We start from the raw sequence: 24946 nt of genomic DNA on the forward strand, positions 1-24946 counted from the left end.
GTCCACGCGCTCGGCGTGAGCAGCACCGCCACCCGCCAGTTCAGCCGCCACTGGGGCCTCTACGCCTATGCCCGCTACGACCGCCTGACCGGCGACGCCGGCAACAATATCCTGACCGGATGGGAGGGCGACGACGTCATCGACGGCGGCAAGGGCTCCGACATGGTCGTCATGCGCGGGGCCAGCACCGACTTCAGTCTCACCTGGACTGTCGATGGCTGGAAGGTCGCCGATCGTCGTCCCTTCGCGCCGCCGTCGTCGGCCCAGACCTACGAAGGCGTCGACACGGTCCGGAACGTCGAGTGGATCAGCTTCACCGACAAGACCGTCGAGCTGGGCGACGGCATGACGCTGGTCGTCGGCAACATCCTGCGAAACACGGGCGGCGCCGGCGGGACGCTGGCGAGCGATCTGTCGTCGCGCCTGGAAAGCGGCGCGCTGACGCCGACCACGGCCCTGGTCGAAATCGTCAAGGCCGCTGGGGCGACGACCTCGGTGGCGACGCTGGCCTATGAATTCTTCACTGGGAAGATCCCCGGGCAGCCGGGCGTCGACTACCTGGTCTCGCCGACGGGCCCCAACGCCAACAACCTCAATAGCGCCTACTACCAGAGCTTCAATCTGGAGAACCGCTACATCAACTTCGCTGTCAATCTGGGCAAGCTGGGCGAGGGCAAGGACGCGTTCCTGGCCAAGTACGGGTCGCTAAGCTTCGTCGAGGCCACGCGCGAGGCCTACAAGACGATCTTCGGCGCGGCGCCGACCGACGCCAAGATCCACGCCATGATCGACACGCGCGTCGACTATTTCGCGGCCTATGGCGGCGATGGCGTGAACGGTATCGGGACCAAGGCGGCGATGGTCGGCTGGCTGCTGGCCGAGGCGCAGAAGGCCGACCTGGGCGTCATGGTGCGGTCCAACGACGCCTGGCTGACGGACCTGGCCGATGGTTCGGCCCCGTTCGCGATCGACATCCTCGATCCCGCCAAGGGCTACTACAAGGCCGACTTCGTCTTCGGCGGCGCCTGAGCAGCCGGGACGGCCAGGCCGTCCCGGGCCATCAAGACTACTTCGGCTCGGTCGGCGGCACGCCCGGCGCGCCCGGGACCGGCTGGTTCGGCAGGGTCGGGTCGCCCGTCTGCGGCGTGGCGTTGATCGGCGGGGTCACCGGCAGGCTGGGCGGCGCGGCGCTGGGCGCGGGGTTCACGGCGGTGTCGGGCATCGGCGGAGTGGCCATCGCCGGATCGCTGGCCGTGGCCGGCGCGGTCGCGGCGGTGTCGGTCGACATGCCCGTGGTCGCCTGGCCGGCCCACCAATCCTTGCTGGCCCGCGTCTTGGCCGAGGCCTTCATGTAGGCATTGAGCTGGTCGTAGGGGATCGGCTGCTTGGGGCCGGCCATGGCGGTCGAAGACTTCTGGGCGGCGAGGGCCTCGCCGCCGGCGACCAGCAGCGAAAGCGCCGCGGCGGCGGCGAGCGTCTTGGTCAACATCGGGGTTTCTCCAGCGCCGTTGTGGCGCGCTAGCAAAACCCGCTGGAACGATGGTTGTTCACAGCTTGGCCGCACCCGTGCGGAACCGCCACGCTTTGGCCGGGTTCTTGGCGGGATGTTTCACATCGTCGGGAGGGGGCTGGCGATCCGCCGAGCCTCTGCTTAGCTCTGGATAAGCGCTCCCAGAAGAGTAGCTTCAAGTCCGCTAGACGATTGTCCCGCCCAGGAGACACGCATGCCGCAAACCGCTGTCGATAAGCCCCACATCCTGCTCTCGCACGAGATGCTGCTGCCCTTGCAGCCGCTGCTGGAGAGCGCCTACGAGGTGCACCGGCTGTGGGACCACCCCGACAGGATGGCGTTCCTGGAAGGGCCGGGGCGGAAGGTTCGGGCCATCGTCCATGCCGGCGAGTTCGCCCTGTCGCGCGACATGCTGTCGGAGATGCCGCAGCTGGGCCTGATCGCCTGCGTCAGCGTCGGTTATGACGGCGTCGACGTGCCGTGGTGCAAGGCCCATGGCATCGCCGTGACCCACTCGACGGGCCTCAACGCCGCCGACGTCGCCGATCACGCGGTGGGCCTCGTCCTGGCCGCCTGGCGCGGCATCGTCGAGGGCGACCATCGCCTGCGCTCGGGCCACTGGACCCACGCCGAACGCATGGCCCCCCGTCATGGCCTGCGCGGCCGCAAGGTCGGCATCGTCGGCCTGGGCTATATCGGCGAGGCGGTGGCCACGCGCCTGCGGGCCTTCGAGATGAAGATCGCCTGGTGGGGCCCGCGTCCCAAGGAGACCGACCATCCGCGCGCCGACAGCCTGCTGGCCCTGGCCCGCGACAGCGACGTGCTGGTGGTCTGCTCGCGCTCGGACGCCTCGAACCATCACCTGATCAACAAGGCCGTCATCGAGGCGGTCGGGCCCCAGGGCCTGATCGTCAATGTCGCGCGCGGCGCGCTGATCGACGAGGACGCCCTGATCGAAGCCCTGAAGAGCGGCGCGCTGGGCATGGCGGCGCTGGACGTCTACGCCCAGGAGCCGACCCCGGCGGCGCGCTGGGTGGGCGTGCCCCACACCGTGCTGACCCCGCACACGGCCGGCGCGACGCTGGACAGCATCCCGGCCATGGTCAGCCTGACCCTGGAGAACCTGCGCCGCTACTTTCACGGCGAACCCCTGGCCACGCCGGTCGCGGCCTGAGGCGCATGAGGGCTTTGGTCCTGGGCGGCGCGGCCGCTTTCCTTTCGCTGGCGGCGGGCCAGGTCGCGCCGCCGCCGGGCGACTACCGCATCGATTCCGAGACCACCACGACCGTGCGCTCGGGGCCGATGGTCATGAAGAGCGTCCAGCGCCTGGACGGCGCGACCGGCGCGGCGACCCTGGAGCAGACCGGTCCCGACGGCGCGGTGACGACCCAGTCCTATCCGGGGCAGGGCCGCCACCACTGGTGTGTGAAGGGCCCTAGTGCGCCGCCGCCCGTTCCTTCGAACTGCGCGACCCAGGCCTTCAACGCCTTGCCCGGCGGCGGCTCGACCTACCAGACGGCCTGTTCGGGCGGGCAGCTGATCTCGGACAACTTCCGCAAGCTGGCCGACGGGCGCTGGGAGCGGACGTTCCAGACGCGTCAGGCGCCGATGGGTGGCGCGCCGGTTCCCGCCCAGACGAGCGCCGCGATGGCTCCGGTCATCGCCCAGATCGAGGAGGCCATCCGCTCCGGCCCGCCCGAAGAGCGCGAGGCCGCCAAGCAGCAATTGGCCGCTCTGAAGGCCAGCCTGGGCGGCGGCGCGGTGCCCGGCAACGAGACGGTGATCGAGAGCCGGGAAATCTGGACCAAGGTCTCTGAGACCTGCGGCTAGGCCGGAAACGGCGCGGCGAACCCCTCCGGCGCCAAGCGCAGGCCGTTCGCCAGCAGGCTGACGGTTCGGTAGAAGCCGACCAGCATCATCAGCTCGATCCGGGCCTCTTCGCTGAAGGCTTCGGTCAGGCGCGTCCAGAGGGCGTCGTCGATGTCGGCGCGGGCGTGGACGGCGTCGCAGAAGCTGATCAGCAGCGCCTCGCGCGGGGCCCAGCAGGGCGCGATCCCTGGCGCGACGGTGGCCGCCAGTTGTCCGGCGTCGAGGCCTGCCGCGCCGGCGAAGATCGCCGCGTGGACGCCCCACTCGTAGCCGCAGCCGTTGAGGGCGCAGATGCGGTGGATGACGATCTCGCGCTCGCGCAGTGGCAGATGGCCGGGGTCCAGCAGGCCGCCGCCGGTGAAGCGGGCGAACAGGCGCTCGTCGCGAGCCAGGGTGCGGAACAGCGACAGCGGCTGGTCGCCGGGGGTTTTCAGCTGTTCCAGCGTGCGGGCGACGCTGGGCGGATAGGGGGCCTCGGCGGGGGCGATCCTGGGCGACATCGAAGATCCTCCGTGCTACAAAATTTGTAACATGGAAAATTCCAGCGACGCTACAAAAAATGAAGCGCCTTTGCCGGGGCGCGCCGTTCGGGGCTCGGACACCGGCAAGCCGATCATGGCGGCGCTGGATCTGCTGGGCCGGCGTGGGGCGCTGCGGATCGTCTGGGAGCTGCGTGAGGGGCGGGGGCTGACCTTCCGCGCCTTGCAGGCGGCGGCCGAGCTGCCGCCTGGCACGCTCAACACCCGCCTGTCGGAACTGCGCGCCGCCGACATCGTGGCGGCAGAGGGCGGTTATCGTCTTAGCCCGCGTGGGGCCGAACTGATCGCTGCGCTCTGGCCGCTGATGGCCTGGTCCGAGGCGTGGGCCAACGACCTAGGCGAAGGCGTCGGCTAGGTCCGACGAGGGCTTCAGCACATTGCCGGGCGAAGCGAACAGGTTGGTGGCGAAGGCGATCGACAGGCCCAGTTCCGGATAGATCACCAAGCTGGCGCGGGACCCTTCGTCGGAGCCGGCGTGGTGCCAGCGCGGGCGGCCCTTCTCATCGGCGTCGATCCGCCAGCCCAGGCCCAGCGGCGGCATGGCGCCGGTCTTCTCGGTCATGGGTGTGAAGAGCAGGGCGCGTTCGGCCTTAGTGATCTTGCTGTCCAGGTGCGCCGCGCCGAAGCGTGCGATGTCCGAGGGGGTCATGATCAGCCCACCGGCTGCCCACTTATAGGCGGGGTTGTCGCGGCGTGCGTTGGCCAGGCCCTCCTGGGCGAGCGGATAACCCAGGCTCTTGTAGAGCTTGGCGTCGGTATAGCCCGCGACCCGGCCGGGCTTGATCGCGAAGCTGTCGTCGCCGTCCAGGCTGGCCAGACCGAACGGGACGCCGACCTCGGCCTTCAGCAGGTCTACGAAGGGCTGCTTGGCGGCGGTCTCCATGACGATCGAGGCCAGGGTGTAGCCGTGCGAAGAATAGGCGACCTTGGTCCCCGGCGGGGCGATCAGCGGGTCGTTGATGAAGATGTCCAGGATCTCGCGGTTCGACGGATAGGCCCGCTGGCCGATGGGGCCGCCCGGCGCCTTGGCGCCCAGGTCGCGCTGGAGGTCGTAGTGGCGGATGCCGGCGCGGTGGGTGAAGAGCTGCCGCAGCGTGGTCTGGCGGTGCTGGTCGGGCAGGTCGGGCAGCCAGCGGGTGATCGGCGCGTCCAGGTCGATGACCCCGCGCGAGACCAGGCGGGCGGCGGCCGTGGTGGTGACGACCTTGCTGACCGAGCCCAGGCCGAAGCGGTGGGCGGGGGTGGTGGCGACGTCCAACTGGAGGTCGGCCTTGCCCAGGGCCTTGGCCCAGACGAGGCCGCTCGGGCGGGCGACGGCCAGCGACAGGGCTGGGGCGGTGTTGGTGGCCAGCAGCTGCTGGGCGATGGCGTCGGCGGTCTTGTTCTCGGCGGCGAGAGCCGGCGTGGCGGCCAGGGCAGCGCCGCCCAGCAGCAGTTGGCGACGGTCGAAGGGCATCGTGATCTCCGAGGCATGGGCGCGCGTCATCGCGGCGGGAGACGCGGGGTCTTCCGGCTGAGGCGGCGCGAGGGTGTTGAAGGGGTTAGGTGGGGCGCAGATCAGGCGCGCGGCGGCTGAGCCACCAGACTGGCGCAAGGCAGAGCAGGGGAACCATCCAGCCGCTGGACCAGGCCAGCGGCCAGTCCCTCCCGAGATCGGCGATTGCGATGATCAGGCCGCCGGTAAGCGCGAGGGCCAGCAGCGGCAAGGCGTCAGGCTTGCGCCGGACCAGCAACACGGCGCCGGCGGCCAGCAGCAGGGTCACCACCGGCAGCACGGCCACGTTTGTCAGCGGATAGGTCTGGAAGAACCGCAGGTTCGCGGCCGTTCCGGGACCCGAGCCCAGGTCCTGCGGCGTCATCCCCGGCGCGCTCTTGATCCCGACCATCATCGCCGTCGCCACGGCGTAGCAGCCGGCCCAGGCCAGGGCGGCGATCGCCAGGGCCCAGCGGATGAGGCGGGCCAGGGGCAGGGTCCGCAGCGCCCACTGGCCATAGCTGGTCCAGACGCCGCCCAGGGCGAACAGGATCGCGACCGGCTGATCGGGGATATAGGCCAGCTCGGCCTGCATGGCGCGGATCCAGTCACGGCGGGCCGGCGGCATGACCTTCAAGGCGTGATCGAGCAGGCGTTCAGCGAGGCGGGTCATGCGGGCTGGACCTCCAGGCCAGATGCGTCGGGACGGGGCAGGGCGCTGGCGGCGGCCAGGCCTTGGGCGGTCAAGCGATAGGCGTGGCGCGGCGGACGGCCCGGCTGCTGCGGCTCGCGCCACTCGGCTTCCAGCAGACCCTGGTCGGACAGGCGCATCAGCAGCGGATACAGCGTGCCGGACTTCAGGCCCGTCTCCTTGGACAGGTCGTAGCCGTAGCGCCAGCTCTGCGGCTGGGCCATCAGGGCGTCCAGCACGGCGCGGGTCTGCGGGGAGGCGGCTCGGGTCCGGGTCATGCACTCACCCTATATATGTAGAGTTATGAGTCAATCGACATATGTAGACTTATTTCTCGTAGCGTTCGCGAGGTGGGCGTCGCTAGGGTGGCTTCGGGGAATTGCGGGAGCTGGCGATGGCCAAGGTGCTGGGTCTGGGCGGGATCTTCTTCAAGGCCGAGGATCCGGCCGCGTTGCGCGACTGGTACGCCCGCGTGCTGGGTTTCGACATCCATTCGTGGGGCGGGGCGATCTTCAAGCAGCCCAAGACCACGACCAACTGGTCGCCCTTCGCTGCCGACACCCAATATTTCGCGCCGTCGGCCGCGCCGTTCATGATCAATTTCATAGTCGATGATATCGACGGCGTGCTGGCCAAGGCCGCCGCCGAGGGCGTGCAGTCCCTGGGCCAACAGGACGAGGGCGGCATGGGCCGTTTCGCCTGGCTCCTGGATCCCGCAGGGGTCAAGATTGAGCTCTGGCAGCCGGCCAAGGGCGAACCTGAGGCATAATATTCTCTTGCCAAATCGGACATAAAGATATCTTTATGTCCCTATGAAGCTAACCGCCGAACAGGTTGTCGAGGTGCTGCGCGCCGCCGGCGAGTCCACGCGACTGCGGCTCCTGGCCCTGCTGGCGGCCGAGGAGCTGTCGGTGCTGGAGCTGTGCCGCATCCTCGACCAGAGCCAGCCGCGCGTGTCGCGGCACCTGAAGCTGCTGGCCGAAGCCGGCCTGGTCGAGCGTTTCCCCGACGGGGCCTGGGTGTTCTACCGCCTGGCCGCCAAGTCGGCCGGCCGCTTCCTGGTCGAGCAGGCCCTGGACCTGATCGACGACACCGATCCCGTCGTGCGCCTGGACGCTGACAAGCTGGCCGCTGTTCGCGCCGAGCGCTCGACCGACGCCCAGGCCTATTTCGCCCGCAACGCCGCGCGCTGGAACGAGATCCGCTCGCTGTATGTCGACGAGGCCGAGGTCGAGGCGGCGATCCTGCGCGCGACCGGCGAGGGGCCGTTCGACGAGCTGGTCGACCTGGGCGCCGGCGCGGGCCGCATGCTGACCCTGCTGGGCAAGCGCGCCAACAACGCTCTCGGCCTGGATCTCTCGCAGCAGATGCTGAACATCGCTCGCGACGAGGTCAGCAAGGCCGGCCTGGTCAGCTGCGAGCTGCGCCACGGCGACATCTTCCGCACCGGCCTGCCGGGCGGCTGCGCCGATCTGGTCACCGTGCACCAGGTGCTGCACTACCTGTCTGACCCCGCCAACGCCGTGGCCGAGGCCGCGCGGCTGGTGACGCCGGGCGGTCTGCTGCTGATCGCCGACTTCGCCCCGCACGACCACGAGTTCCTGCGCGAGGTGCACCAGCATCGCCGTCTGGGCTTCGACGATGTCGAGATCGTCACCTGGCTGCAGGCCGCCGGCCTTCAGCTGGAAAGCAATATCGCCCTGCCGCCGGCTACCAGCGAGGGCCTGACCGTGAAGATCTGGACGGCCCGCCGTCCAGGCCTGGCTGCCGCTTCGAGGAACGCCGCATGACCCTTCCGCCCACCCGCCGCGTGATCGGTCCCGTTGCTCGCGCCGGTGAACGCACCGGCCGTCCGCGCGTGTCGTTCGAGTTCTTCCCGCCCAAGACGCCGCAGATGGAAGAGAACCTGTGGCAGGCGATCACCCGCCTGGCGCCGCTGGATCCGGCCTTCGTCTCGGTGACCTACGGCGCCGGCGGCTCGACCCGCGAGCGCACGCACCGCACGGTCAAGCGCATCCTGGACGAGACCAGCCTCAAGCCCGCCGCCCACCTGACCTGTGTCGGCGCCAGCCGCGAGGAAGTGGACGAGGTCATCCGCGAGTACTGGGAGACGGGTGTCCGCCACATCGTCTCGCTGCGCGGTGATCCGCCGCCGACCGAGGGCGGCATCGGCGGGGTCTACGTCCCGCGCGCCGACGGCTACGCCAACGCCACCGAGCTGACCAAGGCCATCCGCGGCGTCGCGCCGTTCGAGGTGCTGGTCGGGGTCTATCCCGAGAAGCACCCGGAAAGCCCGTCGCTGGAGCACGACATCGACGTCCTGAAGCAGAAGGTGGACGCCGGCGCGACGCTGGGCATCAGCCAGTTCTTCTTCGATCTGGACGCCTTCCTGCGCTACGTCGACAAGGTGCGCGCCGCCGGGATCACCATCCCGATCCTGCCGGGGATCATGCCGGTGACCAACTTCAACGGCCTGAAGAAGATGTCAGCCGCGTGCGGCACGGCGATCCCGGGCTGGCTGGCCAACCTGTTCGAAGGCCTGGACGACGACGCCGAGACCCGCCGCCTGATCGCCTGCTCGGTCGCCGCCGAGATGTGCGCCAAGCTGCAGGAGCAGGGCTTCGAGGACTTCCACTTCTATACCCTGAACCGGGCCGACCTGGTCTACGCCATCTGCCGCGTGCTGGGCGTGCGCGAGACGGCTCCGGCCCCGGCGGAGGTTGCGGCATGAAGCGTGTTCTGATCTCCCTGGCGTTCGCCCTGGCGGCGTTGGCTCCGGCGGCTCACGCCGACGACAACAGCAACTGGGTCAAGCCGATCAAGCCGTACCGCGTGGTCGGCAACATCTATTATGTCGGCTCGGAAGGCCTGTCGGCCTGGCTGATCACCTCGTCGGAAGGCCACGTCCTGCTGGACGGCGGTCCGTCGGCCGAGGGCGGCAAACTGATCGAGCGCAGCATCCAGCAGCTGGGCTTCCAGCTGGCGGACGTGAAGGTGCTGATCAACACCCACGCCCACTTCGACCACGCCGGCGGCCTGGCCCAGCTGAAGGCCGACATCCCGACCGCCAAGCTGTGGGCCTCGCGCGCCGACGAGCCGGCGCTCGAGAAGGGGCAGCACTTCGGCGACAACGACAATGGCCTGACGCCCTTTCCGGCGGTCAAGGTCGACAAGGGTTTCGGCGATGGCCAGAAGCTGAAGGTCGGCGAGACCGCGCTGGTCGCTCACCTGACGCCCGGCCACACCATCGGCTGCACCACCTGGACCATGGCGGTGACCGAGAAGGGCCGGCCGCTGAACGTGACCTTCCCGTGCTCGCTGTCGGTGGCCGGCAACCACCTGGTCGGCAACAAGACCCACCGCAACATCGTCGCCGACTACCGGATGAGCTTCGCGGCCATGCGGGCCATCCCGACCGACGTCGTGCTGCCCAGCCACGAGGAGCAGGGCGACTTGCTGGCCAAGCGCCAGAAGCTGCTGCGCGGCGATCCGAACGCCTTTATCGACCCCACCGAACTCTCCCGTTTCGTCGACGGCTACGAGACCCGGTTCAACCAGGAACTGGCGCGCCAGCAGGCCGCCAATCCGGGAGCCAAGCGATGACCGACCTTACGATCCGTGCGAACCGGGTGGCCGCCCTGAAGGCCGCCGCCAAGCAGAAGATCCTGATCCTGGACGGCTCCTGGGGCGTGATGTTCCAGAAGAAGGGCCTGTCGGAGGCCGACTACCGCGCCGATCGCTTCGCCGACTACAACGGCCAGATGAAGGGCAATAACGACATCCTGTGCCTGACCCGGCCGGATCTCGTGGCCGAGCTGCACGACGCCTACTTCTCGGCCGGCGCCGACATCTCCGAGACCAACACCTTCTCGGGCACGACCATCGCCCAGGCCGACTATCACCTGGGCGAGCAGGACGTCTGGGATATCAATTTCGAAGGCGCCAAGATCGGCCGCTCGGTCGCCGACCGCTGGAACGCCGAGAACCCGGCCTCGCCCAAGTTCATCGCCGGCTCGATCGGGCCGCTGAACGTCATGCTGTCGATGTCGTCGGACGTGAACGATCCGGGTGCGCGCAAGGTGACCTTCGACCAGGTCTACGCGGCGTACCGCCAGCAGGTGGACGCCCTGTACAAGGGCGGCGTCGACCTCTTCCTGATCGAGACCATCACCGACACCCTGAACTGCAAGGCCGCCATCAAGGCCATCCTCGACCTGCGCGACGAGGGCCATGAGGAGCTGCCGATCTGGATCAGCGGCACCATCACCGACCGCTCGGGCCGCACGCTGTCGGGCCAGACGGCCGAGGCGTTCTGGAACAGCGTCAAGCACGCCAAGCCTTTTGCCGTGGGCTTCAACTGCGCCTTGGGCGCGGACCTGATGCGCCCGCACATCGCCGAGATGGCCCGCATCGCCGACACCCTGGTCGCGGCCTATCCCAACGCCGGCCTGCCCAACGCCATGGGCCAGTACGACGAGGAGCCGCACCAGACCGGCCACGCCCTGCACGAATGGGCCAAGGACGGCCTCGTCAACATCCTGGGCGGCTGCTGCGGCACCACGCCCGACCACATCCGTCACGTGGCGGACGAGGTTCGGGGCGTGACGCCGCGCGCCATTCCCGAGCGTCCGAAGGCCATGCGCCTGGCGGGGCTCGAGCCGTTCGAGTTGGCGTAAAGCTTTCTTTTTCCTGCTTTCCTGGGCCTTGTGCCCAGGACCCAGTTTTCCGCTTTCGCGGAGCCCGACTTTCCAAGCGCCAAGTTAGCGGCGCGATGGGTCCTCGCCACAAGGGCGAGGAAGGCGGGTTTATTTGGATCGACCGACCATGAGACCCGTCTTCGTCAACATCGGTGAGCGCACCAACGTCACCGGCTCGGCCAAGTTCAAGAAGCTGATCGTCGAGGGGAACTACCCCGAGGCGCTGTCGGTCGCGCGCCAACAGGTCGAGGCCGGGGCCCAGGTCATCGACGTCAACATGGACGAGGGCCTGCTGGACAGCCAGCAGGCCATGATCACCTACCTGAACCTGATGGCCGCCGAGCCGGACATCGCCCGCGTGCCGGTGATGATCGACAGCTCCAAGTGGGAGGTGATCGAGGCGGGCCTGAAGTGCGTCCAGGGCAAGGCGATCGTCAATTCGATCTCGATGAAGGAAGGCGAGGCCAAGTTCATTGAGCAGGCCAAGCTGTGCCTGCGCTACGGCGCGGCCGTGGTGGTCATGGCGTTCGACGAGGTCGGCCAGGCCGACACCGCCGCCCGCAAGATCGAGATCTGCACCAAGGCCTACGACGTCCTGGTCAACAAGGTGGGTTTCCCGCCGGAAGACATCATCTTCGACCCCAACATCTTCGCCGTAGCGACGGGGATCGAGGAGCACGACAACTACGCCGTCGACTTCATCGAGGGCACGCGCGAGATCAAGAAGCGTTGCCCCTATGCCCGCGTGTCGGGCGGGGTGTCGAACGTCTCGTTCAGCTTCCGCGGCAACGAGCCGGTGCGCCGGGCGATCCACTCGGTGTTCCTGTACCACGCCATCAACGCCGGCATGGACATGGGCATCGTCAACGCCGGCGACCTGCCGGTCTATGACGACATCGACCCGGAGCTGCGCGAGGCCGTCGAGGACGTGATCCTCAACCGCCCGCAGCGGACCAATGTCAGCAACACCGAGCGCCTGGTCGACATGGCCCCGCGCTACAAGGGTGAGAAGGGCCAGGTCCAGCAGGCTAACCTGGCCTGGCGCGAAGGCACGGTGAACGAGCGGATCACCCACGCCCTGGTCCACGGCATCACCGAATTCATCGAGGCCGATACCGAGGAAGCGCGCCTGTCGGTCGCCCGGCCGCTGCACGTCATCGAAGGCCATCTGATGGACGGCATGAACGTGGTCGGCGACCTGTTCGGCTCGGGCAAGATGTTCCTGCCCCAGGTCGTGAAGTCGGCCCGCGTGATGAAGCAGGCCGTGGCCTGGCTGGAACCGTTCATGGAGGCCGAGAAGCAGGGCCAGGCCCGCAAGGCGGCCGGCAAGGTCCTGATGGCCACGGTGAAGGGCGACGTCCACGACATCGGCAAGAACATCGTCGGCGTCGTGCTGCAGTGTAACAACTACGAGGTCGTCGATCTGGGCGTCATGGTGCCCGCCGACCGCATCCTGGACGAGGCCAAGAAGCACAACGTCGACATGATCGGCCTGTCGGGCCTGATCACCCCGTCGCTGGACGAGATGGTGTTCGTGGCCGCTGAGATGGAGCGCCAGGGCTTCGACATTCCACTGCTGATCGGCGGGGCCACCACCAGCCGCACCCACACGGCGGTGAAGATCGAGCCGGCCTATCGCCGGGGTCCGACCACCTATGTCGTCGACGCCAGCCGCGCCGTGGGCGTGGTCAGCTCGCTGCTGTCGGAGACCGAGAAGGACCGCGTGGTCGCCGAGACCCGCGCCGAATACGTCAAGGTGCGCGAGCAGTATCTGCGCGGCCAGACGGTCAAGGCGCGCGCCAGCATCCAGGAAGCCCGCAAGCGCGCCTTCGCCATCGACTGGACGGGCTACACGCCGCCCAAGCCGGCCTTCATCGGCGCCCGCACCTTCGAGCCGAGCCTGGCCGAGCTGGAGCCGTTCATCGACTGGTCGCCGTTCTTCGCCAGCTGGGAGCTGATCGGCCGTTATCCGCAGATCCTGGAGGACGATGTGGTCGGCAAGGCCGCCACCGACCTCTACCGCGATGCTCGCGCCATGCTCGACAAGGTGCTGGCCGAGAACTGGTTCGGGGCCAAGGGCGTGATCGGCTTCTGGCCGGCCCAGGCCCAGGGCGACGACATCGTGCTCTACACGGATGAGACCCGCACGGCCGAGCTGTCGCGCTTCCACACCCTGCGCCAGCAGATGGACAAGGGCGAAGGCAAGTCGAACGTCGCGCTGTCGGACTTCATCGCGCCGATCGGGCAGGGCGCCGACTATGTCGGCGGCTTCGCCGTCACCGCCGGCCATGGCGAGGACGAGATCGTCGCCAAGTTCAAAGCGGCCGGCGACGACTACAGCGCCATCATGGCCTCGGCCCTGGCCGACCGCCTGGCCGAAGCCTTCGCCGAGTGGCTGCACCACAAGGCCCGCGTCGAGCTGTGGGGCTATGCCGCTGACGAGGACGGCGACGTCGAGCGCATGATCGCCGAGAAGTACCAGGGCATCCGCCCCGCGCCCGGCTATCCGGCCCAGCCCGACCACACCGAGAAGGGCACGCTGTTCAAGCTGATGGACGCCGAGGCCGCCACCGGCCTGAAGCTGACCGAGAGCTACGCCATGACCCCCGGCGCCGCGGTCTCGGGCCTGTTCTTCAGCCACCCGCAGGCGCACTATTTCGGCGTCGGCAAGATCGACGCCGACCAGGTCGAGGACTATGCCGCCCGCAAGGGCTGGGACGTGGCCACGGCCGAGCGCTGGCTGTCGCCGATCCTCAACTACGACCCGGCGGCGCGGGCGCGGGGGGAGGCGGCCTAATTTGGCGCGCTTTCCGGCCTCGCGGTCTGGAGGTGAGGGCGTTCTGTTCCATTTTGGCGCGAACTTGGCCTCTACCTAGGGTTCTTTGGCTCGCCTTAGCCGGCAGTGTTCTTGCAGCGGCCTCTCCATCGTAACGAGGATGAGGTCCGTGATGTCCAATTTCGATCGGTTGGCGAGCTTCCAGGGGCGCGGCCCCGTTTCGACGCTCTGGTGGGCCATGGCCGGCGCGACGCTGGTCGCCCTTGCGCCGGTGTCCACTGACGGGCTGCTGAGCCTGGTCGGCTTGCCCGCCTGGAGCCCGCTGGCGGTGTTCGAAGGTTCCGAGGCGGGATGGGCGATCTGGCAGCAGTCGGCCAGCATGGCCTATCTGGTGGCCCTGGTCCCGACGACCTGGCTGTTGCTGGCCGCCCTTGTGCGGCGCTGCCACGACCGCGATCGGAGCGGCGCCTTCGCGCTGTTGTTGCTGGTTCCGGTCGTGCAGCTGTGGCCGCTGGTCGAACTGGGGCTGCTGCGTGGCGAGGATGGCGAGAACAGCTTCGGACTCGCCGATGAAATGCTCGCTTTCGAGGAGCTCGAACCCCTGCAACCCGCCCAGGTCGTCCCGACGCCGTACGTGGCCTCGTAGCCATCGGAGTCAAAACCCAAATCGCGTAACGGCGTGCGATAATTTGTCCACAGGCCCGCTCGGGTAAGGGATTCCGCAACCGTTCGAAGGGACGATGCCGGCTTCCCGAGGGGAGTGGGATGGACCGCAGGAACATCGAGCTCAAGATCTTTGGCCTGATCGCCGGCATGGCGGCGGGCATGATCCTGCTCGCCGGTGTGGCCCTGACCGTCGCCACTCGCCACGCCGACGTCCGCGAGCGCCAGTACGAGCAGACCCTGGTCGGCAACGGCCTGCGTCAGCGCGGCCAGGAGATCCAGACCGCCCTCAATCCCTACGTCATCTGGGACGAGGCGATCATCAAGCTGGACAACCAGTTCGACAAGGCTTGGGCCAGCCAGAACATCGGCGCCTCGCTGGGCGGGGCGCTGGGGTACAAGGTCGTCTACGTCCTGGATGCCGACGGCCAGCCGCTGTACGGCCACATCAACGGCCAGGATGTCGCGCCGGACAGCTATGCCCGCTACGCTAGGCCGACCGCGCCGCTGGTCGCCGCGATCCGCAAGATCGAAGCAGACCCCAAGAAGGTCGCGCAGCTGCGCGCCGTGCACAAAAGCCGCGTGGAGCTGATCGGCGACGAGCCGGTGCTGATCACCGTCTCGCTGGTCCGTCCCGACCTGAAGGCCAAGACCCGCGGCGCTCGCGCTCCGCTGCTGGTGACTGGCATTCCGGTGGCCAACAGCGTCATCAAGACCTTCTCTGACCGCTTCCTGCTGCACGACGCCCATATCGAGGTGGTCGCGGCCGACAAGGTCCACACCAACGCCGCCCAGGCCGTCCTGGGCAAGGCCGCCGACGGTCGCCGCATCACCCTGCGCTGGACGCCGCGCCAGCCGGGCGAGGAGCTGCTGAAGTCGGCCACGCCGATGCTGGCCGTGGCCGTCCTGGCCGCCGTCGTCGGCTCGTTCCTGCTGTTCCGCATCACCCGCCGCGCGGCCAAGAAGCTGCTGCTCAGCGAGGCCGAGGCCAAGCACCTGTCGCTGCACGATCCGCTGACGGGCCTGGCCAACCGCACCCTGTTCACCGACCGCCTGGTCCACGCCCACGCCCTGCTGCGCCGCAAGCCCGGCCATCTGGCCGTGCTGTGCATCGACCTGGATCGGTTCAAGGAGGTCAACGATAACTATGGCCACGACGCCGGCGACCAGCTGATCCGCGAGGTCGCCCGCCGCCTGAAGGCCATCTGCCGCGAGACCGACACCATCTGCCGCCTGGGCGGCGACGAGTTCGCCATCATCCAGCCCGACACCAACCCCGCCGGCGTGGCTACCCTGGCCCAGCGCGTGGTCGAGGGCTTGTCGGGCGAGGTCGACCTCTCCATCGGCCGCGCCGAGCTGTCTTGCTCGGTGGGCGTGGCGGTGGTTTCCGATGGCGACCAGGGTCAGGCCGAGCTGTTGCGCCAGGCGGACGTGGCCCTGTATCGCGCCAAGGAAGGCGGTCGCGGCCGCTTCTGCTTCTTCGAGCCCGAGATGGACTCGGCCCTGCGGCTGCGGAAGGGCCTGGAGCGCGACCTGCGCACGGCGATCGAGAGCGAGGCCCTGACCGTGGCCTATCAGCCCCTGACCGACGCGCGCGGCGGCATGGTCGGGGTCGAGGCCCTGGCCCGCTGGCATCATCCCGAGCGCGGCGACATCTCGCCGGCTATCTTCATTCCTCTGGCCGAGGCCTGCGGCCTGATCGGCCAGATCGGCGCGGCCGTGTTCCGCCGCGCCTGCTACGACAGCCTGCGCTGGTCGGGCCTGGAGGTGTCGGTCAACGTCTCGGCCATCCAGCTGTCGGCCCCGGGCTTCGTCGACGAGATGGTCGCCACCCTGGCCGAGACCGGCGCCCGCGCCGACGTCTTCATGCTGGAGATCACCGAGACGGCCCTGCTGAAGGATAGCGACGGCGTCCACGAGGCCCTGCGCCGCCTCAAGCGCCTGGGCTTCCGCCTGGCCCTGGACGATTTCGGCACCGGCTACGCCTCGCTGGCCTATCTGCGCCGCCATCCGATCGACAAGCTGAAGATCGACCGCTCGTTCGTTTCCAGCCTGCCGGGCAACGGCGAGAGCCTGGCGGTCGCGTCGGCCATCGTCAGCCTGGCCAAGTCGCTGGGCCTGAAGACCACGGCCGAGGGCGTCGAGACGGAGGGTCAGTTCGAGGCCCTGATCAAGCTGGGCGTCACCGAGTTCCAGGGCTTCCTGCTGGGTCGCCCGATGCCGGCTGATGCGATCGCCGGCGTGCGCGAGACGGTGCGCTAGCGATCACGCGTCAGGTTGTTGCGCGCCGTGCTTGATCCGCACGATCTCGACGAAAGTGGCTCGAACCCGATAGCGGATGACATAGGGTGGGATAGCCACGAATTCGCGCACGCTGCCGCGAACATGCCGGCCCCGGTTGGGGTGATCGCCTAGACTTTCAACCGCCGCGACCAAGCGCAGCGCGAACCGTTGAGCCGCGAGTGGTGCGACCTGTCCGATATAGGCGCGAATACCCTCCAGGTCGCGCCGGAGCGGGCGGACCAGATAACGTTCAACGGTCTTTGGAAGGTGCGGGCAACTCGTCAGGCGCGCCCCACGACAGAAGCCAAGCCTTCATGCGTTCGTGAGTCACGACACGGCCAGCGTCCAGATCGGCCACGCCCTCGGCGTCGGCTGCCGCATCCGCGACGTCATCGACATCAAAGATAGACGGTTCGGGCTTCATGTCGCGATCGTAGCACGAGGCCAGAGCCCAGGGGAGGGGCGCCGCTAGGGCAGGATTGCGAAGAGGCGGGGCCGCCTTCATCCTCCTCCCCCAACGACAAGACGGGAGGGGACGATGGAACGGTCAGGCGTTAGCCGCCGGGCGCTGGGGGCGCTTGCTTTGGGCGGGGCGGTCGTGGGGCTGTCGGGCTGCGAAGGCGCTCACGAGACCGACCTCAAACCCAAGAGCCGGCAGTTTCCCAAGGACTTCGTCTGGGGTGTGGCCACGGCCGCTTTCCAGACCGAGGGCTCACAAGAGGCCGACGGGCGCGGGCCCAGCGTCTGGGACCTGTTCGAGAAAGTCCCCGGCCATGTGAAGGACGGCTCGGACGCCACGGTGGCCACCGACAGCTATCGCCGCTTCCAGGACGATGTCGACCTAATCGCCGGGGCGGGACTGGGCGCCTACCGCTTCTCGATCAGCTGGTCGCGGGTGCTGCCGACGGGGCAGGGGGCGGTGAACCCGGCGGGGCTGGATCACTATTCGAAGCTGGTCGACGCGCTGCTGGCCAAGGGGATCACGCCGTACGCGACCCTGTTCCACTGGGACCTGCCGCAGGGATTGCAGGGAATGGGCGGCTGGGCCAATCGCGACACCGCCCTGCGCTTCGCCGACTATGCCCATGCCCTGGTCGAGAAGCTGGGCGACCGGCTGAAGAACTACATCATCCTCAATGAGGCCGCCGTGCATGCGGTCTTCGGCCATGTGCTGGGCGAGCACGCGCCGGGGCTCAAGGACATCAACCTGCTGGGCAAGGTGGTCCATCACATGAACCTGGGCCAGGGCCTGGCCATGCAGGCGTTGCGGGCCGGAGCGAGCGGGTTGAACGTCGGCACGACCATGGCCTTGCAGCCCTGCCGGCCGGCGGGTGGGCCGTTCGCGATCTGGAACCGCTTGGCGTCCGACGGGCTGGACGCGCTGTGGAACAAGGCCTGGCTGGATCCGCTGTTTCGCGGGACCTACCCCAAGGAGATGGACGACTTCCTCAAGGGCGTCGTGCTGGACGGCGACCTGAAGACGGTCAAGCAATCGGTCGACTTCCTGGGGGTGAACTACTACGCGCCGGCCTATGTGCGGCTGGACCTGAACTCGCCCAGCAAGATCGCGCCGGCCAATCCGCCCAAGGGCGCGGAGCTGGACGCCTTCGGCCGCCACATCGACCCGTCGGGGCTGTTCGAGGTGCTGGACCGCGTGCGCCGAGAGTATGGCGCGCCGAAGATGCTGGTGACCGAGAACGGCTGCTCGGACCCTTTCGGCAACGGGCCGGGGATCCTGAAGGACGACTTCCGCATCGCCTATCTGCGCCGCCACCTGGAAGCGGTATTGGCCGCGCGCGAGGCCGGCTGCGACGTGCGCGGCTATTTCGAGTGGACCCTGATCGACAACTTCGAGTGGGACCTGGGCTACACCTCGAAGTTCGGCCTGGTGGCGATGGACCGGTCGACCGGGGTGCGCACGCCCAAGGCGTCGTATGCGTGGTTCAAGGCGCTGGCCGACAGCGGGCTGCTGCCGGCCGCTTGAGGCCTAGTCCTTCTTGCAGATCAGCACGTCGCGGCCGCCGCGCTTGGCGGGGACCAGGCTGCCGGCGCAGGGGACGGGGTTGACCGGGTCGACGATGATCTCGTTTCCGCCGATCGGCGGCAGCTTCTTGGCGGCCGGCGCCGGGGCGGGCTTGGTCTCGGCCTTCACCGTCTTGGCGGGAGCAGTTTGGGCGGGAGCGGGAGCGGGCTTGGGCGCCGCCGCCGGCTTGGCGGGGGCGACGGCCTTGGCCGGTTCCGGCTTCGGCGGCGCCACGGATTCAGGCGCGGGCGCAGCGGCTTCGGCGACCGGCGTGGGCGTTTGCGGTGGGGCTTGCGGCGCTTGGGTCGTGGCCGAGCCGGCGTTGTAGTTCAACGCCTTGCCCAGGATGCTGGACTTCATCTCCAGGGCCTTGGCGCGCTTTTCGCAATCGCCGGGCGGGCTCCAGCTCATCCACATCTGGGCCAGGCGCGCCTTGTCGACCGAGTCGGCGCCCTGCCAGATGGCCGCGCCGCGCTTGACCTGGGCGCCGCCATATTCCGAGATCGGGCGCGGGCTGGCCTTCTCGGCCGCCGTGATCGCCGAGGCGAAGGTCTTCAGATCCTTCTGCGCCTGGGTGCGCATCTCCGGATAGGTCTTCAGCGAGGCGGCCACGCCGTCGGGACCGGGGAACGCTTTCTCGATGCGCGTCACCTCCGGCATCACGCGATCGTATAGATTGGCGTAGCCGCCCAGGGCGCCATAGCACCAGGCCACATAGCCATATTCGTCGGTCGGCGGAGCATTGGGGCCCTGGGACGTTTGGCCGTCCTGGGCCAGGAGCGCGAGAGCAAGAAAGAGGGCGTTCGCCATGCGGGCGGAGGTCCTTTTGAAATACGAAGCGTCGTGACTAAAGCATTTCGGGCCCGAATGGGACCGTAGCGTGGCCGTTTCCCGCCAAGCGGAGCCATAACGGGCGAACTGGCCGATGGCTCCACCCTACCGGCCACCTTAAGGGTTCAGACGTTTCGCCGCATTGCGGGAAAGTCATGTGAACGATCATTCTCATTGTGCTAGAAGCATCGTGACGAGGTGATCCGGTTCGCCCCTTCACGCGTATTTCTTCCATCCGCCGCTGGATTCGAGGCGCTTCATGAGCTTCTGGCGCAATATCGCGAGCATCGCCGCCCGTCGCCTGGACCTGGCCGACTGCACCGAATGTCCGGGCGGTCTGCCGGGCGAGGACCCGGCGTTCTCGACCGCGGTGACCGCCCTGGGCGCCAAGCTGGCCAAGATCGACGGCCGCGCCGACGGCGGTGAGTTCGCCGCCTTCACCGAGGTGTTCCAGCCCGATCCGGCGTCCGAGCCCAACATCCACCGCTTGTACGACCTGGCTCGCCAGACGTCGCATGGCTTCGAGAGCTATGCCAAGCGCCTGGCCAAGCGCTATTCCAGCTGCCCGCAGCTGCTGGAGGACGTGGTCGACGGCCTGTTCCACATCGCCAAGGCCGACGGTGTGGTGACCCAGGACGAGCTGGACTACCTGGAGCGGGTGTCGAATCTGTTCGGCATGTCGCCGCTGTCGTTCCGCCGCCTGCGCGCCACCCACCTTGGCGTCGGCAAGGACGACCCCTACGCCATTCTGGAAGTGCCGGCCGACGCCGACGACGCCACGGTGCGCAAGGCCTGGAAGATCGCCCTGACCAACGCCCACCCCGACCGCGCCCGCGCCCGGGGCCTGCCGGCCGACTTCATCGCCCTGGCCGAGGAGAAGGCCGCCGCCATCAACGCCGCCTTCTCGACCGTGATGCGCGAGCGCCGGGAACTGGGGCTGGCCGCGGCGGGTTGACGAGACAATCTGTCTCGGGGCGCTCGTCACCCTAAGGACGGGAAAAGGCTTTTCATCCGGCCCCGGCGGGTGTTCAGTTGCTATTCAGCGCTTGTGAACCAACTTCGTTGACCATGAGCGTGTATGAAAGGATCCCGATGAGCACCGCTGCTGTCTCGCCCCTGCGGAACCTGGCCTGGATCGCCGGCGCCCTGGCGACCTCGGCCGCGGTGGTGATCGGAGCGGTGTTGGCGGTGGTCTTCGCGGCGACCGTGGTGGTCGTGGGCTTCATCGGCAGCGCGCTGTTCGGCATCGCCGCCTTCGCCCTGCGCGGCCGCAAGGCCAAGCCGAAAGCCGAAGACGGCCTGATCGAGGCCCGCAATGTCGGCGGCCACTCGTGGGTCGCCTACGGCTGGAACGAGCGGCCTTAATTCACCCTCTCTCATAGAGAGAGGGAGGGGCCCACGCGAAGCGTGGGAGGGTGAGAGGTTACTCTCTCCGAATAGAATTCCGACAAACGACGGGTGCGCTGGCAGCCAACCCACCGGGCTGAATGCGCCGGGTCTCTCCGGCTGGCCGCGAAACCTCTCACCCTCCCGCCGCCTGTGGCGTCGGGCCCCTCCCTCTCTCTATGAGAGAGGGTTTCTATTGGCTCTTGCTCCTGCCGCGCCGCTACCCCATCCTGCCTTTCAAACAAATGTTGGGAGGCGAGCATGATCGGTGTCGTTGCGGTTCTGAAGGTCCAGCCGGACAAGTCGGCGGATTTCGAGAAGGTGTTCCTGGACCTGCAAAACAAGGTCAAGGCCAACGAGCCGGGCTGTCTCGTCTACCAGCTGACCAAGTCGCGCACCGAAGAGGGCGTCTACAAGGTGTTGGAGCTGTACGCCTCGACCGACGCGCTGAAGCACCACGGCGGCACGGACTACTTCAAGGCCGCCGGCGCCGCGATGGGGCCGACCATGGCCGCCGCGCCCGTCATCGAATATCTGGACGCGGTGGAGTAGGGCGGTGGATCTGGCCTTCTCGCCCGAGGACCTGGCGTTCCAGCAGGAGGTCCGCGACTGGATCGCGACCGCCTATGACGACGGCCTGAAGAAGCAGCTCGGCCAGTCCAAGAACGGCTATCTGGACAAGGCCGGGCAGGTGGCCTGGCAGAAGAAGCTGGCCGATCGCGGCTGGGCCGCGCCGGACTGGCCGGTGGCGCTGGGCGGGGCGGGGTTCACGCCCTCGCAGCGCTACATCTTCAACATGGAGATGAGCCTCGCCGGCGTGCCGACCTCCTCGCCGATGGGCCTGAAGATGGTCGCGCCGGTGATCATGGCGTTCGGCTCCGACGCGCAGAAGGCCCAGCACCTGCCGCCGATCCTGAAGTCCGATATCTGGTGGTGCCAGGGCTATTCCGAGCCGGGGTCTGGGTCCGACCTCGCCTCGCTCCAGATGAAGGCCGAGCGAGACGGCGACGACTACGTCCTGAACGGCTCGAAGATCTGGACCACCCACGCCCAGTGGGCCGACTGGATGTTCTGCCTGGTCCGCACCTCCAGCGAGGGCAAGCCGCAGGAGGGCATCTCGTTCCTCCTCCTTCGAATGGATACGCCTGGTGTCCAGATCAAGCCGCTGCCGACCCTGGACGGTCCGCCGGATGGCGAGCAGGAGATCAACCAGGTCTTCTTCGACAATGTCCGCGTGCCGGTCTCCAACCGCATCGGCGAGGAGAACAAGGGCTGGACCTACGCCAAGTACCTGCTCGAGTTCGAGCGCGGCAACGCCTATGCGCCGGGCCTGATGAACGCCCTGAAGAAGGTCAAGCGCATCGCCGCGCTGGAGCTGGCCGACGATGGCGGCCGGCTGATCGACGACGCGGCCTTCCGCGAGAAGATCGCCAACATGGAGATCCAGGTCGCGACCCTGAACGCCACCGAGCTGCGGATCTTCTCGGGCCGGTCCACGGGCAAGGCGATCGGGCCGGCCTCGTCGATGCTGAAATGCGTGGGCTCGGAGTACCAGCAGGCGATCACCGAACTGACGCTGGAAGCCGTCGGAACCTATGCCGCGCCGTTCGTCGAGGACCCCTGGTCCAAGAGCAACGAGCTGCGGGCGGGGCCGGACTACGCGGCCCCGGCGGCGCCGGCCTATTTCAACTACCGCAAGGCCTCGATCTATGCGGGGTCGAACGAGATCCAGCGGAACATCATGGCGAAGATGGTGCTGGGGCTGTGAGGCTGTAGCGCCCCCTCCGTCTCGTCGCCTATCGGCGCCGATCCACCTCCCCCGCAAGCGGGGCAGGAGGGTGACAGCTTCCTCCTCCCTCGTGAAACGGGGGAGGTGGCGCGCTGCGGATACGCAGCGTGACGGAGGGGGCGCTCAGCCACCTCAGTATTTCTAACTAGCCACGCCTCCGAACAAGTGTTTGGATCGCGCGCAACACATTCTGTTTCGGAACACCCCATGTCGCTCGACGCCCTGTTCAAGCCGTTCGAATTCAAGTCGCTGAAGCTGCCCAACCGGACGGTGATGGCGCCGATGACGCGGTCGTTCTCGCCGGGCGGCGTGGCGACGGACGATGTCGCCGCCTATTACCGCCGCCGCGCGGAAGGCCAGGTGGGCCTGATCGTCACCGAGGGCACGGGCGTGGCGCGTCCGGCCTCGCTGAACGACGCCAATGTGCCGCGCTTCCACGGCGACGCCGAGCTGGCCGCCTGGAAGAAGGTGGTCGAGGAAGTCCACGCCGCCGGCGGCCTGATCGCCCCGCAGCTGTGGCACGTGGGTTCGGCCAAGGGCCCGGCCAATCTGGGCAAGGTCGACAGCCCTTCGGGCCTGTCGAAGGCCGGCGGCAATGTCTTCACCGAACCGATGACCGATAGCGACGTGGCCGACACCATCGCCGCCTTCGCCACGGCCGCCGCCGACGCCAAGCGCCTGGGCTTCGACGCCATCGAGCTGCACGGCGCCCATGGCTATCTGATCGACCAGTTCTTCTGGAACGGCACCAATGTGCGCGACGACCACTTCGGCGGCCCGTCGATCGCCGAGCGCAGCAAGTTCGCCGCCGAGATCCTGAAAGCCGTGCGCGCCGCCGTGGGTCCCGACTATCCGGTGATCATCCGCCTGTCGCAGTGGAAGCAGCAGGACTACGCGGTCAAGAACGCCGAGACGCCGCAGCTGCTGGAAGCCTGGTTGCAGCCGCTGGCCGACGCCGGGGCCGACATCTTCCACTGCTCGCAGCGCCGGTTCTGGGAGCCGGAGTTCGAGGGCAGCGACCTGAACTTCGCCGGCTGGGCCAAGAAGCTGACCGGCGCGCCGACCATCACGGTGGGCTCGGTGGGCCTGTCGGGCGAGTTCATCGCCGCGTTCGGCGGGGAGGGTAGCCAGCCCGCCTCGATCGACGGCCTGCTGGAGCGCCTGGAGCGCGGCGAGTTCGACCTGGTCGGCGTCGGCCGCGCCCTGCTGCAGGATCCGGAATGGGTCGTGAAAATCCGCGACGGCCGCCAGGACGAACTGCAGAACTTCGAGCGCGCGGCGCTCGGCACCCTCTACTAGACACCCCTGTACACCCCCTTGTTCTGGGGCTGTCGCAAAAGACGGCCCCGGACCATCGTCGCCCCAACCTTGAGAGGGAGGCGACGATGACCTGGATGCCTTACGTGGCGGGCCTGCTGGCGCTTCTGGCCATGGCCCTGCTGATCGCGGGGACGTTCCTGCGGGAGGAGTAGGGAAGAATAGATGCTCCCCCGCGATGCGGGGGAGCTGTCGCGAAGCGACTGAGGGGGCGAGCTGGGCGAATGCCGCGTTAGCCCCCTCCGGCCCTCTGGGCCACCTCCCCCGCATCGCGGGGGAGCATCTATCTGGGCTTTACGCGATCGTGGTCACCAACCCGCCCTCGACCTTCAGCGAGGCGCCGTTGGTGGCCGACGACAGCGGGCTCGCCACATAGGCCACCAGGCTGCCGATCTCTTCCGGCTCGATCATCCGCTGCAGCAGCGAGGCCGAGCGGTGCTTCTCGAAGAACTCGGCTTCGTGTTCGGCCAGCGTGCCGTCGGGATTGGTCGAGACGCTTTTCAGGAAGTCGGCGATGGCTTCGGCGCGGGTCGGGCCGGGCAGGACCGAGTTGACCGTGACGCCAGTGCCCTTGGTGGCCTGGGCCATGCCGCGGGCGACGGCCAGCTGGGCGCTCTTGGTCATGCCGTAGTGGACCATCTCGGCGGGGGTCGCCAGACCCGACTCCGACGAGATGAAGATCACCCGGCCCCAGTTGCGTTCCAGCATGCCGGGGAAGTAGCCGCGCGACAGGCGCACGCCGCTCATGACGTTGACGTCGAACAGCTTGAACCAGTCTTCGTCGGGGATGTCGGCGAAGGCCTTCATCTCGTAGATGCCCAGGTTGTTGACCAGGATGTCGACCGAGGGCACGGCCTTGAGGATCGCGGCGGCGCCGTCGGCGGTGGCCGCATCAGCGAGCACGCCTTTCGCCTTGCCGCCGATGGCCTTCACGGCCTGGTCGAGCTTGTCCTGGGTGCGGCCGGTGACGAACACCGTGGCGCCTTCGTTGGCCAGGGCCGTGGCGATCGCCAGGCCGATGCCGCCGGTCGCGCCGGTCACCAGCGCGGTCTTGTCGTTCAGTTTCAGGTCCATCGCTGGGCTCCGTTGTTTGACGGA

General features: G+C 68.1%; 26 protein-coding genes and 2 pseudogenes. 18 read left to right on the forward strand and 10 right to left on the reverse strand.

Annotated features, from left to right (window positions below; genetic code table 11):
- Positions 1-1029, forward strand: a pseudogene (locus J7528_RS00005) (hypothetical protein); the annotation flags it as partial.
- 37 nt (positions 1030-1066) lie between these two features.
- Here J7528_RS00005 and J7528_RS00010 read toward each other — a convergent pair.
- Entirely contained in the window at positions 1067-1489 is a 423-nt protein-coding gene (locus J7528_RS00010; protein WP_291870078.1) for a hypothetical protein, read from the reverse strand.
- 235 nt (positions 1490-1724) lie between these two features.
- Here J7528_RS00010 and J7528_RS00015 point away from each other — a divergent pair, with 235 nt between their 5' ends.
- Together J7528_RS00015 and J7528_RS00020 are read left to right on the forward strand one after the other, a co-directional pair.
- Positions 1725-2684 carry a 2-hydroxyacid dehydrogenase gene (locus J7528_RS00015; RefSeq protein WP_291870081.1) on the forward strand — a complete coding sequence of 320 codons (960 nt, stop codon included), beginning with the start codon at positions 1725-1727 and terminating at the stop codon, positions 2682-2684.
- Positions 2685-2689: 5 nt separating this feature from the next.
- Positions 2690-3340, forward strand: a complete 651-nt coding sequence (locus J7528_RS00020; RefSeq protein ID WP_291870083.1) for a hypothetical protein — start codon at positions 2690-2692, stop codon at positions 3338-3340.
- Here the strand turns inward: J7528_RS00020 and J7528_RS00025 are convergent.
- Together J7528_RS00025 and J7528_RS00030 are read right to left on the reverse strand one after the other, a co-directional pair.
- A complete protein-coding gene (locus J7528_RS00025; RefSeq protein ID WP_291871269.1) occupies positions 3337-3564 on the reverse strand; it encodes a hypothetical protein in 228 nt (75 codons plus the stop codon). The genes J7528_RS00020 and J7528_RS00025 overlap by 4 nt on opposite strands.
- Positions 3547-3879, reverse strand: a pseudogene (locus J7528_RS00030) (carboxymuconolactone decarboxylase family protein); the annotation flags it as partial. The pseudogene J7528_RS00030 and the gene J7528_RS00025, both read right to left, overlap by 18 nt.
- A 70-nt stretch (positions 3880-3949) precedes the next feature.
- Between J7528_RS00030 and J7528_RS00035 the strand changes: the two are divergent.
- A complete protein-coding gene (locus tag J7528_RS00035; RefSeq protein ID WP_291870086.1) occupies positions 3950-4273 on the forward strand; it encodes a transcriptional regulator in 324 nt (107 codons plus the stop codon).
- Here J7528_RS00035 and J7528_RS00040 read toward each other — a convergent pair.
- The 3 genes from J7528_RS00040 to J7528_RS00050 form a co-directional block, all read right to left on the reverse strand.
- Complete coding sequence (locus J7528_RS00040; RefSeq protein ID WP_291870089.1) at positions 4253-5374, reverse strand: serine hydrolase domain-containing protein; 1122 nt, start codon at positions 5372-5374, stop codon at positions 4253-4255. The genes J7528_RS00035 and J7528_RS00040 overlap by 21 nt on opposite strands.
- Before the next feature lie 85 nt (positions 5375-5459).
- Positions 5460-6065 carry a hypothetical protein gene (locus tag J7528_RS00045; RefSeq protein ID WP_291870091.1) on the reverse strand — a complete coding sequence of 202 codons (606 nt, stop codon included), beginning with the start codon at positions 6063-6065 and terminating at the stop codon, positions 5460-5462.
- On the reverse strand, positions 6062-6361 hold the full coding sequence (locus J7528_RS00050; protein ID WP_291870095.1) for a PadR family transcriptional regulator: 300 nt from the start codon (positions 6359-6361) through the stop codon (positions 6062-6064). The genes J7528_RS00045 and J7528_RS00050 overlap by 4 nt, the downstream gene beginning before the upstream one ends.
- Before the next feature lie 116 nt (positions 6362-6477).
- Here J7528_RS00050 and J7528_RS00055 point away from each other — a divergent pair, with 116 nt between their 5' ends.
- The 8 genes from J7528_RS00055 to J7528_RS00090 all read left to right on the forward strand — a co-directional run bounded on the left by J7528_RS00055 (position 6478) and on the right by J7528_RS00090 (position 16481).
- On the forward strand, positions 6478-6852 hold the full coding sequence (locus J7528_RS00055; RefSeq protein WP_291870098.1) for a VOC family protein: 375 nt from the start codon (positions 6478-6480) through the stop codon (positions 6850-6852).
- Between the two features lie 43 nt (positions 6853-6895).
- Positions 6896-7873: a metalloregulator ArsR/SmtB family transcription factor gene (locus tag J7528_RS00060; protein ID WP_291870100.1), complete on the forward strand. Its 978-nt coding sequence runs from the start codon at positions 6896-6898 to the stop codon at positions 7871-7873.
- On the forward strand, positions 7870-8814 hold the full coding sequence (gene metF, locus J7528_RS00065) for a methylenetetrahydrofolate reductase [NAD(P)H] (RefSeq protein ID WP_291870103.1): 945 nt from the start codon (positions 7870-7872) through the stop codon (positions 8812-8814). Before J7528_RS00060 ends, metF begins: the two co-directional genes overlap by 4 nt.
- Positions 8811-9686: a CAU/MBL1b family subclass B3 metallo-beta-lactamase gene (blaCAU, locus tag J7528_RS00070; RefSeq protein WP_291870106.1), complete on the forward strand. Its 876-nt coding sequence runs from the start codon at positions 8811-8813 to the stop codon at positions 9684-9686. The genes metF and blaCAU overlap by 4 nt, the downstream gene beginning before the upstream one ends.
- The gene (locus J7528_RS00075; RefSeq protein WP_291870109.1) at positions 9683-10759 is read left to right on the forward strand and encodes a homocysteine S-methyltransferase family protein; all 1077 of its coding nucleotides are present in this window, start codon (positions 9683-9685) and stop codon (positions 10757-10759) included. Before blaCAU ends, J7528_RS00075 begins: the two co-directional genes overlap by 4 nt.
- A 133-nt stretch (positions 10760-10892) precedes the next feature.
- Entirely contained in the window at positions 10893-13577 is a 2685-nt protein-coding gene (gene metH / locus J7528_RS00080; RefSeq protein ID WP_291870111.1) for a methionine synthase, read from the forward strand.
- Between the two features lie 151 nt (positions 13578-13728).
- Entirely contained in the window at positions 13729-14202 is a 474-nt protein-coding gene (locus tag J7528_RS00085; RefSeq protein ID WP_291870113.1) for a DUF805 domain-containing protein, read from the forward strand.
- 119 nt (positions 14203-14321) lie between these two features.
- Positions 14322-16481 (forward strand): EAL domain-containing protein, encoded by a 2160-nt coding sequence (locus tag J7528_RS00090; RefSeq protein ID WP_291870115.1) that lies wholly within the window; start codon positions 14322-14324, stop codon positions 16479-16481.
- Positions 16482-16484: 3 nt separating this feature from the next.
- Here the strand turns inward: J7528_RS00090 and J7528_RS00095 are convergent, their stop codons facing one another.
- A complete protein-coding gene (locus J7528_RS00095; RefSeq protein ID WP_363269673.1) occupies positions 16485-16787 on the reverse strand; it encodes a type II toxin-antitoxin system RelE/ParE family toxin in 303 nt (100 codons plus the stop codon).
- Positions 16753-16950, reverse strand: coding sequence for a CopG family transcriptional regulator (locus tag J7528_RS00100; RefSeq protein WP_291871273.1), 198 nt, complete (start codon positions 16948-16950; stop codon positions 16753-16755). The genes J7528_RS00095 and J7528_RS00100 overlap by 35 nt, the downstream gene beginning before the upstream one ends.
- A 90-nt stretch (positions 16951-17040) precedes the next feature.
- Here J7528_RS00100 and J7528_RS00105 point away from each other — a divergent pair, with 90 nt between their 5' ends.
- Positions 17041-18486, forward strand: a complete 1446-nt coding sequence (locus tag J7528_RS00105; protein ID WP_291870117.1) for a GH1 family beta-glucosidase — start codon at positions 17041-17043, stop codon at positions 18484-18486.
- Positions 18487-18489: 3 nt separating this feature from the next.
- On the opposite strand, the gene J7528_RS00110 is transcribed toward J7528_RS00105, so the two are convergent.
- Positions 18490-19335, reverse strand: a complete 846-nt coding sequence (locus J7528_RS00110; protein ID WP_291870119.1) for a hypothetical protein — start codon at positions 19333-19335, stop codon at positions 18490-18492.
- A 280-nt stretch (positions 19336-19615) separates the two neighbouring features.
- Between J7528_RS00110 and J7528_RS00115 the strand changes: the two genes are divergently transcribed.
- From J7528_RS00115 to J7528_RS00135, 5 genes are all read left to right on the forward strand, one after another.
- A complete protein-coding gene (locus J7528_RS00115; RefSeq protein ID WP_291870121.1) occupies positions 19616-20311 on the forward strand; it encodes a DnaJ family molecular chaperone in 696 nt (231 codons plus the stop codon).
- 107 nt (positions 20312-20418) lie between these two features.
- Entirely contained in the window at positions 20419-20721 is a 303-nt protein-coding gene (locus J7528_RS00120; RefSeq protein WP_291870123.1) for a hypothetical protein, read from the forward strand.
- 282 nt (positions 20722-21003) lie between these two features.
- The gene (locus tag J7528_RS00125) at positions 21004-21294 is read left to right on the forward strand and encodes a putative quinol monooxygenase (protein WP_291870125.1); all 291 of its coding nucleotides are present in this window, start codon (positions 21004-21006) and stop codon (positions 21292-21294) included.
- Positions 21295-21298: 4 nt separating this feature from the next.
- Entirely contained in the window at positions 21299-22510 is a 1212-nt protein-coding gene (locus J7528_RS00130) for an acyl-CoA dehydrogenase family protein (protein WP_291870127.1), read from the forward strand.
- A gap of 228 nt (positions 22511-22738) precedes the next feature.
- Positions 22739-23830: an NADH:flavin oxidoreductase gene (locus tag J7528_RS00135; protein ID WP_291870129.1), complete on the forward strand. Its 1092-nt coding sequence runs from the start codon at positions 22739-22741 to the stop codon at positions 23828-23830.
- Positions 23831-24142: 312 nt separating this feature from the next.
- On the opposite strand, the gene J7528_RS00140 is transcribed toward J7528_RS00135, so the two are convergent.
- Positions 24143-24922 (reverse strand): SDR family oxidoreductase, encoded by a 780-nt coding sequence (locus tag J7528_RS00140; protein ID WP_291870131.1) that lies wholly within the window; start codon positions 24920-24922, stop codon positions 24143-24145.
- Between the last annotated feature and the right edge of the window lie 24 nt (positions 24923-24946).

It is taken from the genome of Caulobacter sp., assembly GCF_017744445.1.
Taxonomy (GTDB): Bacteria; Pseudomonadota; Alphaproteobacteria; order Caulobacterales; family Caulobacteraceae; genus Caulobacter.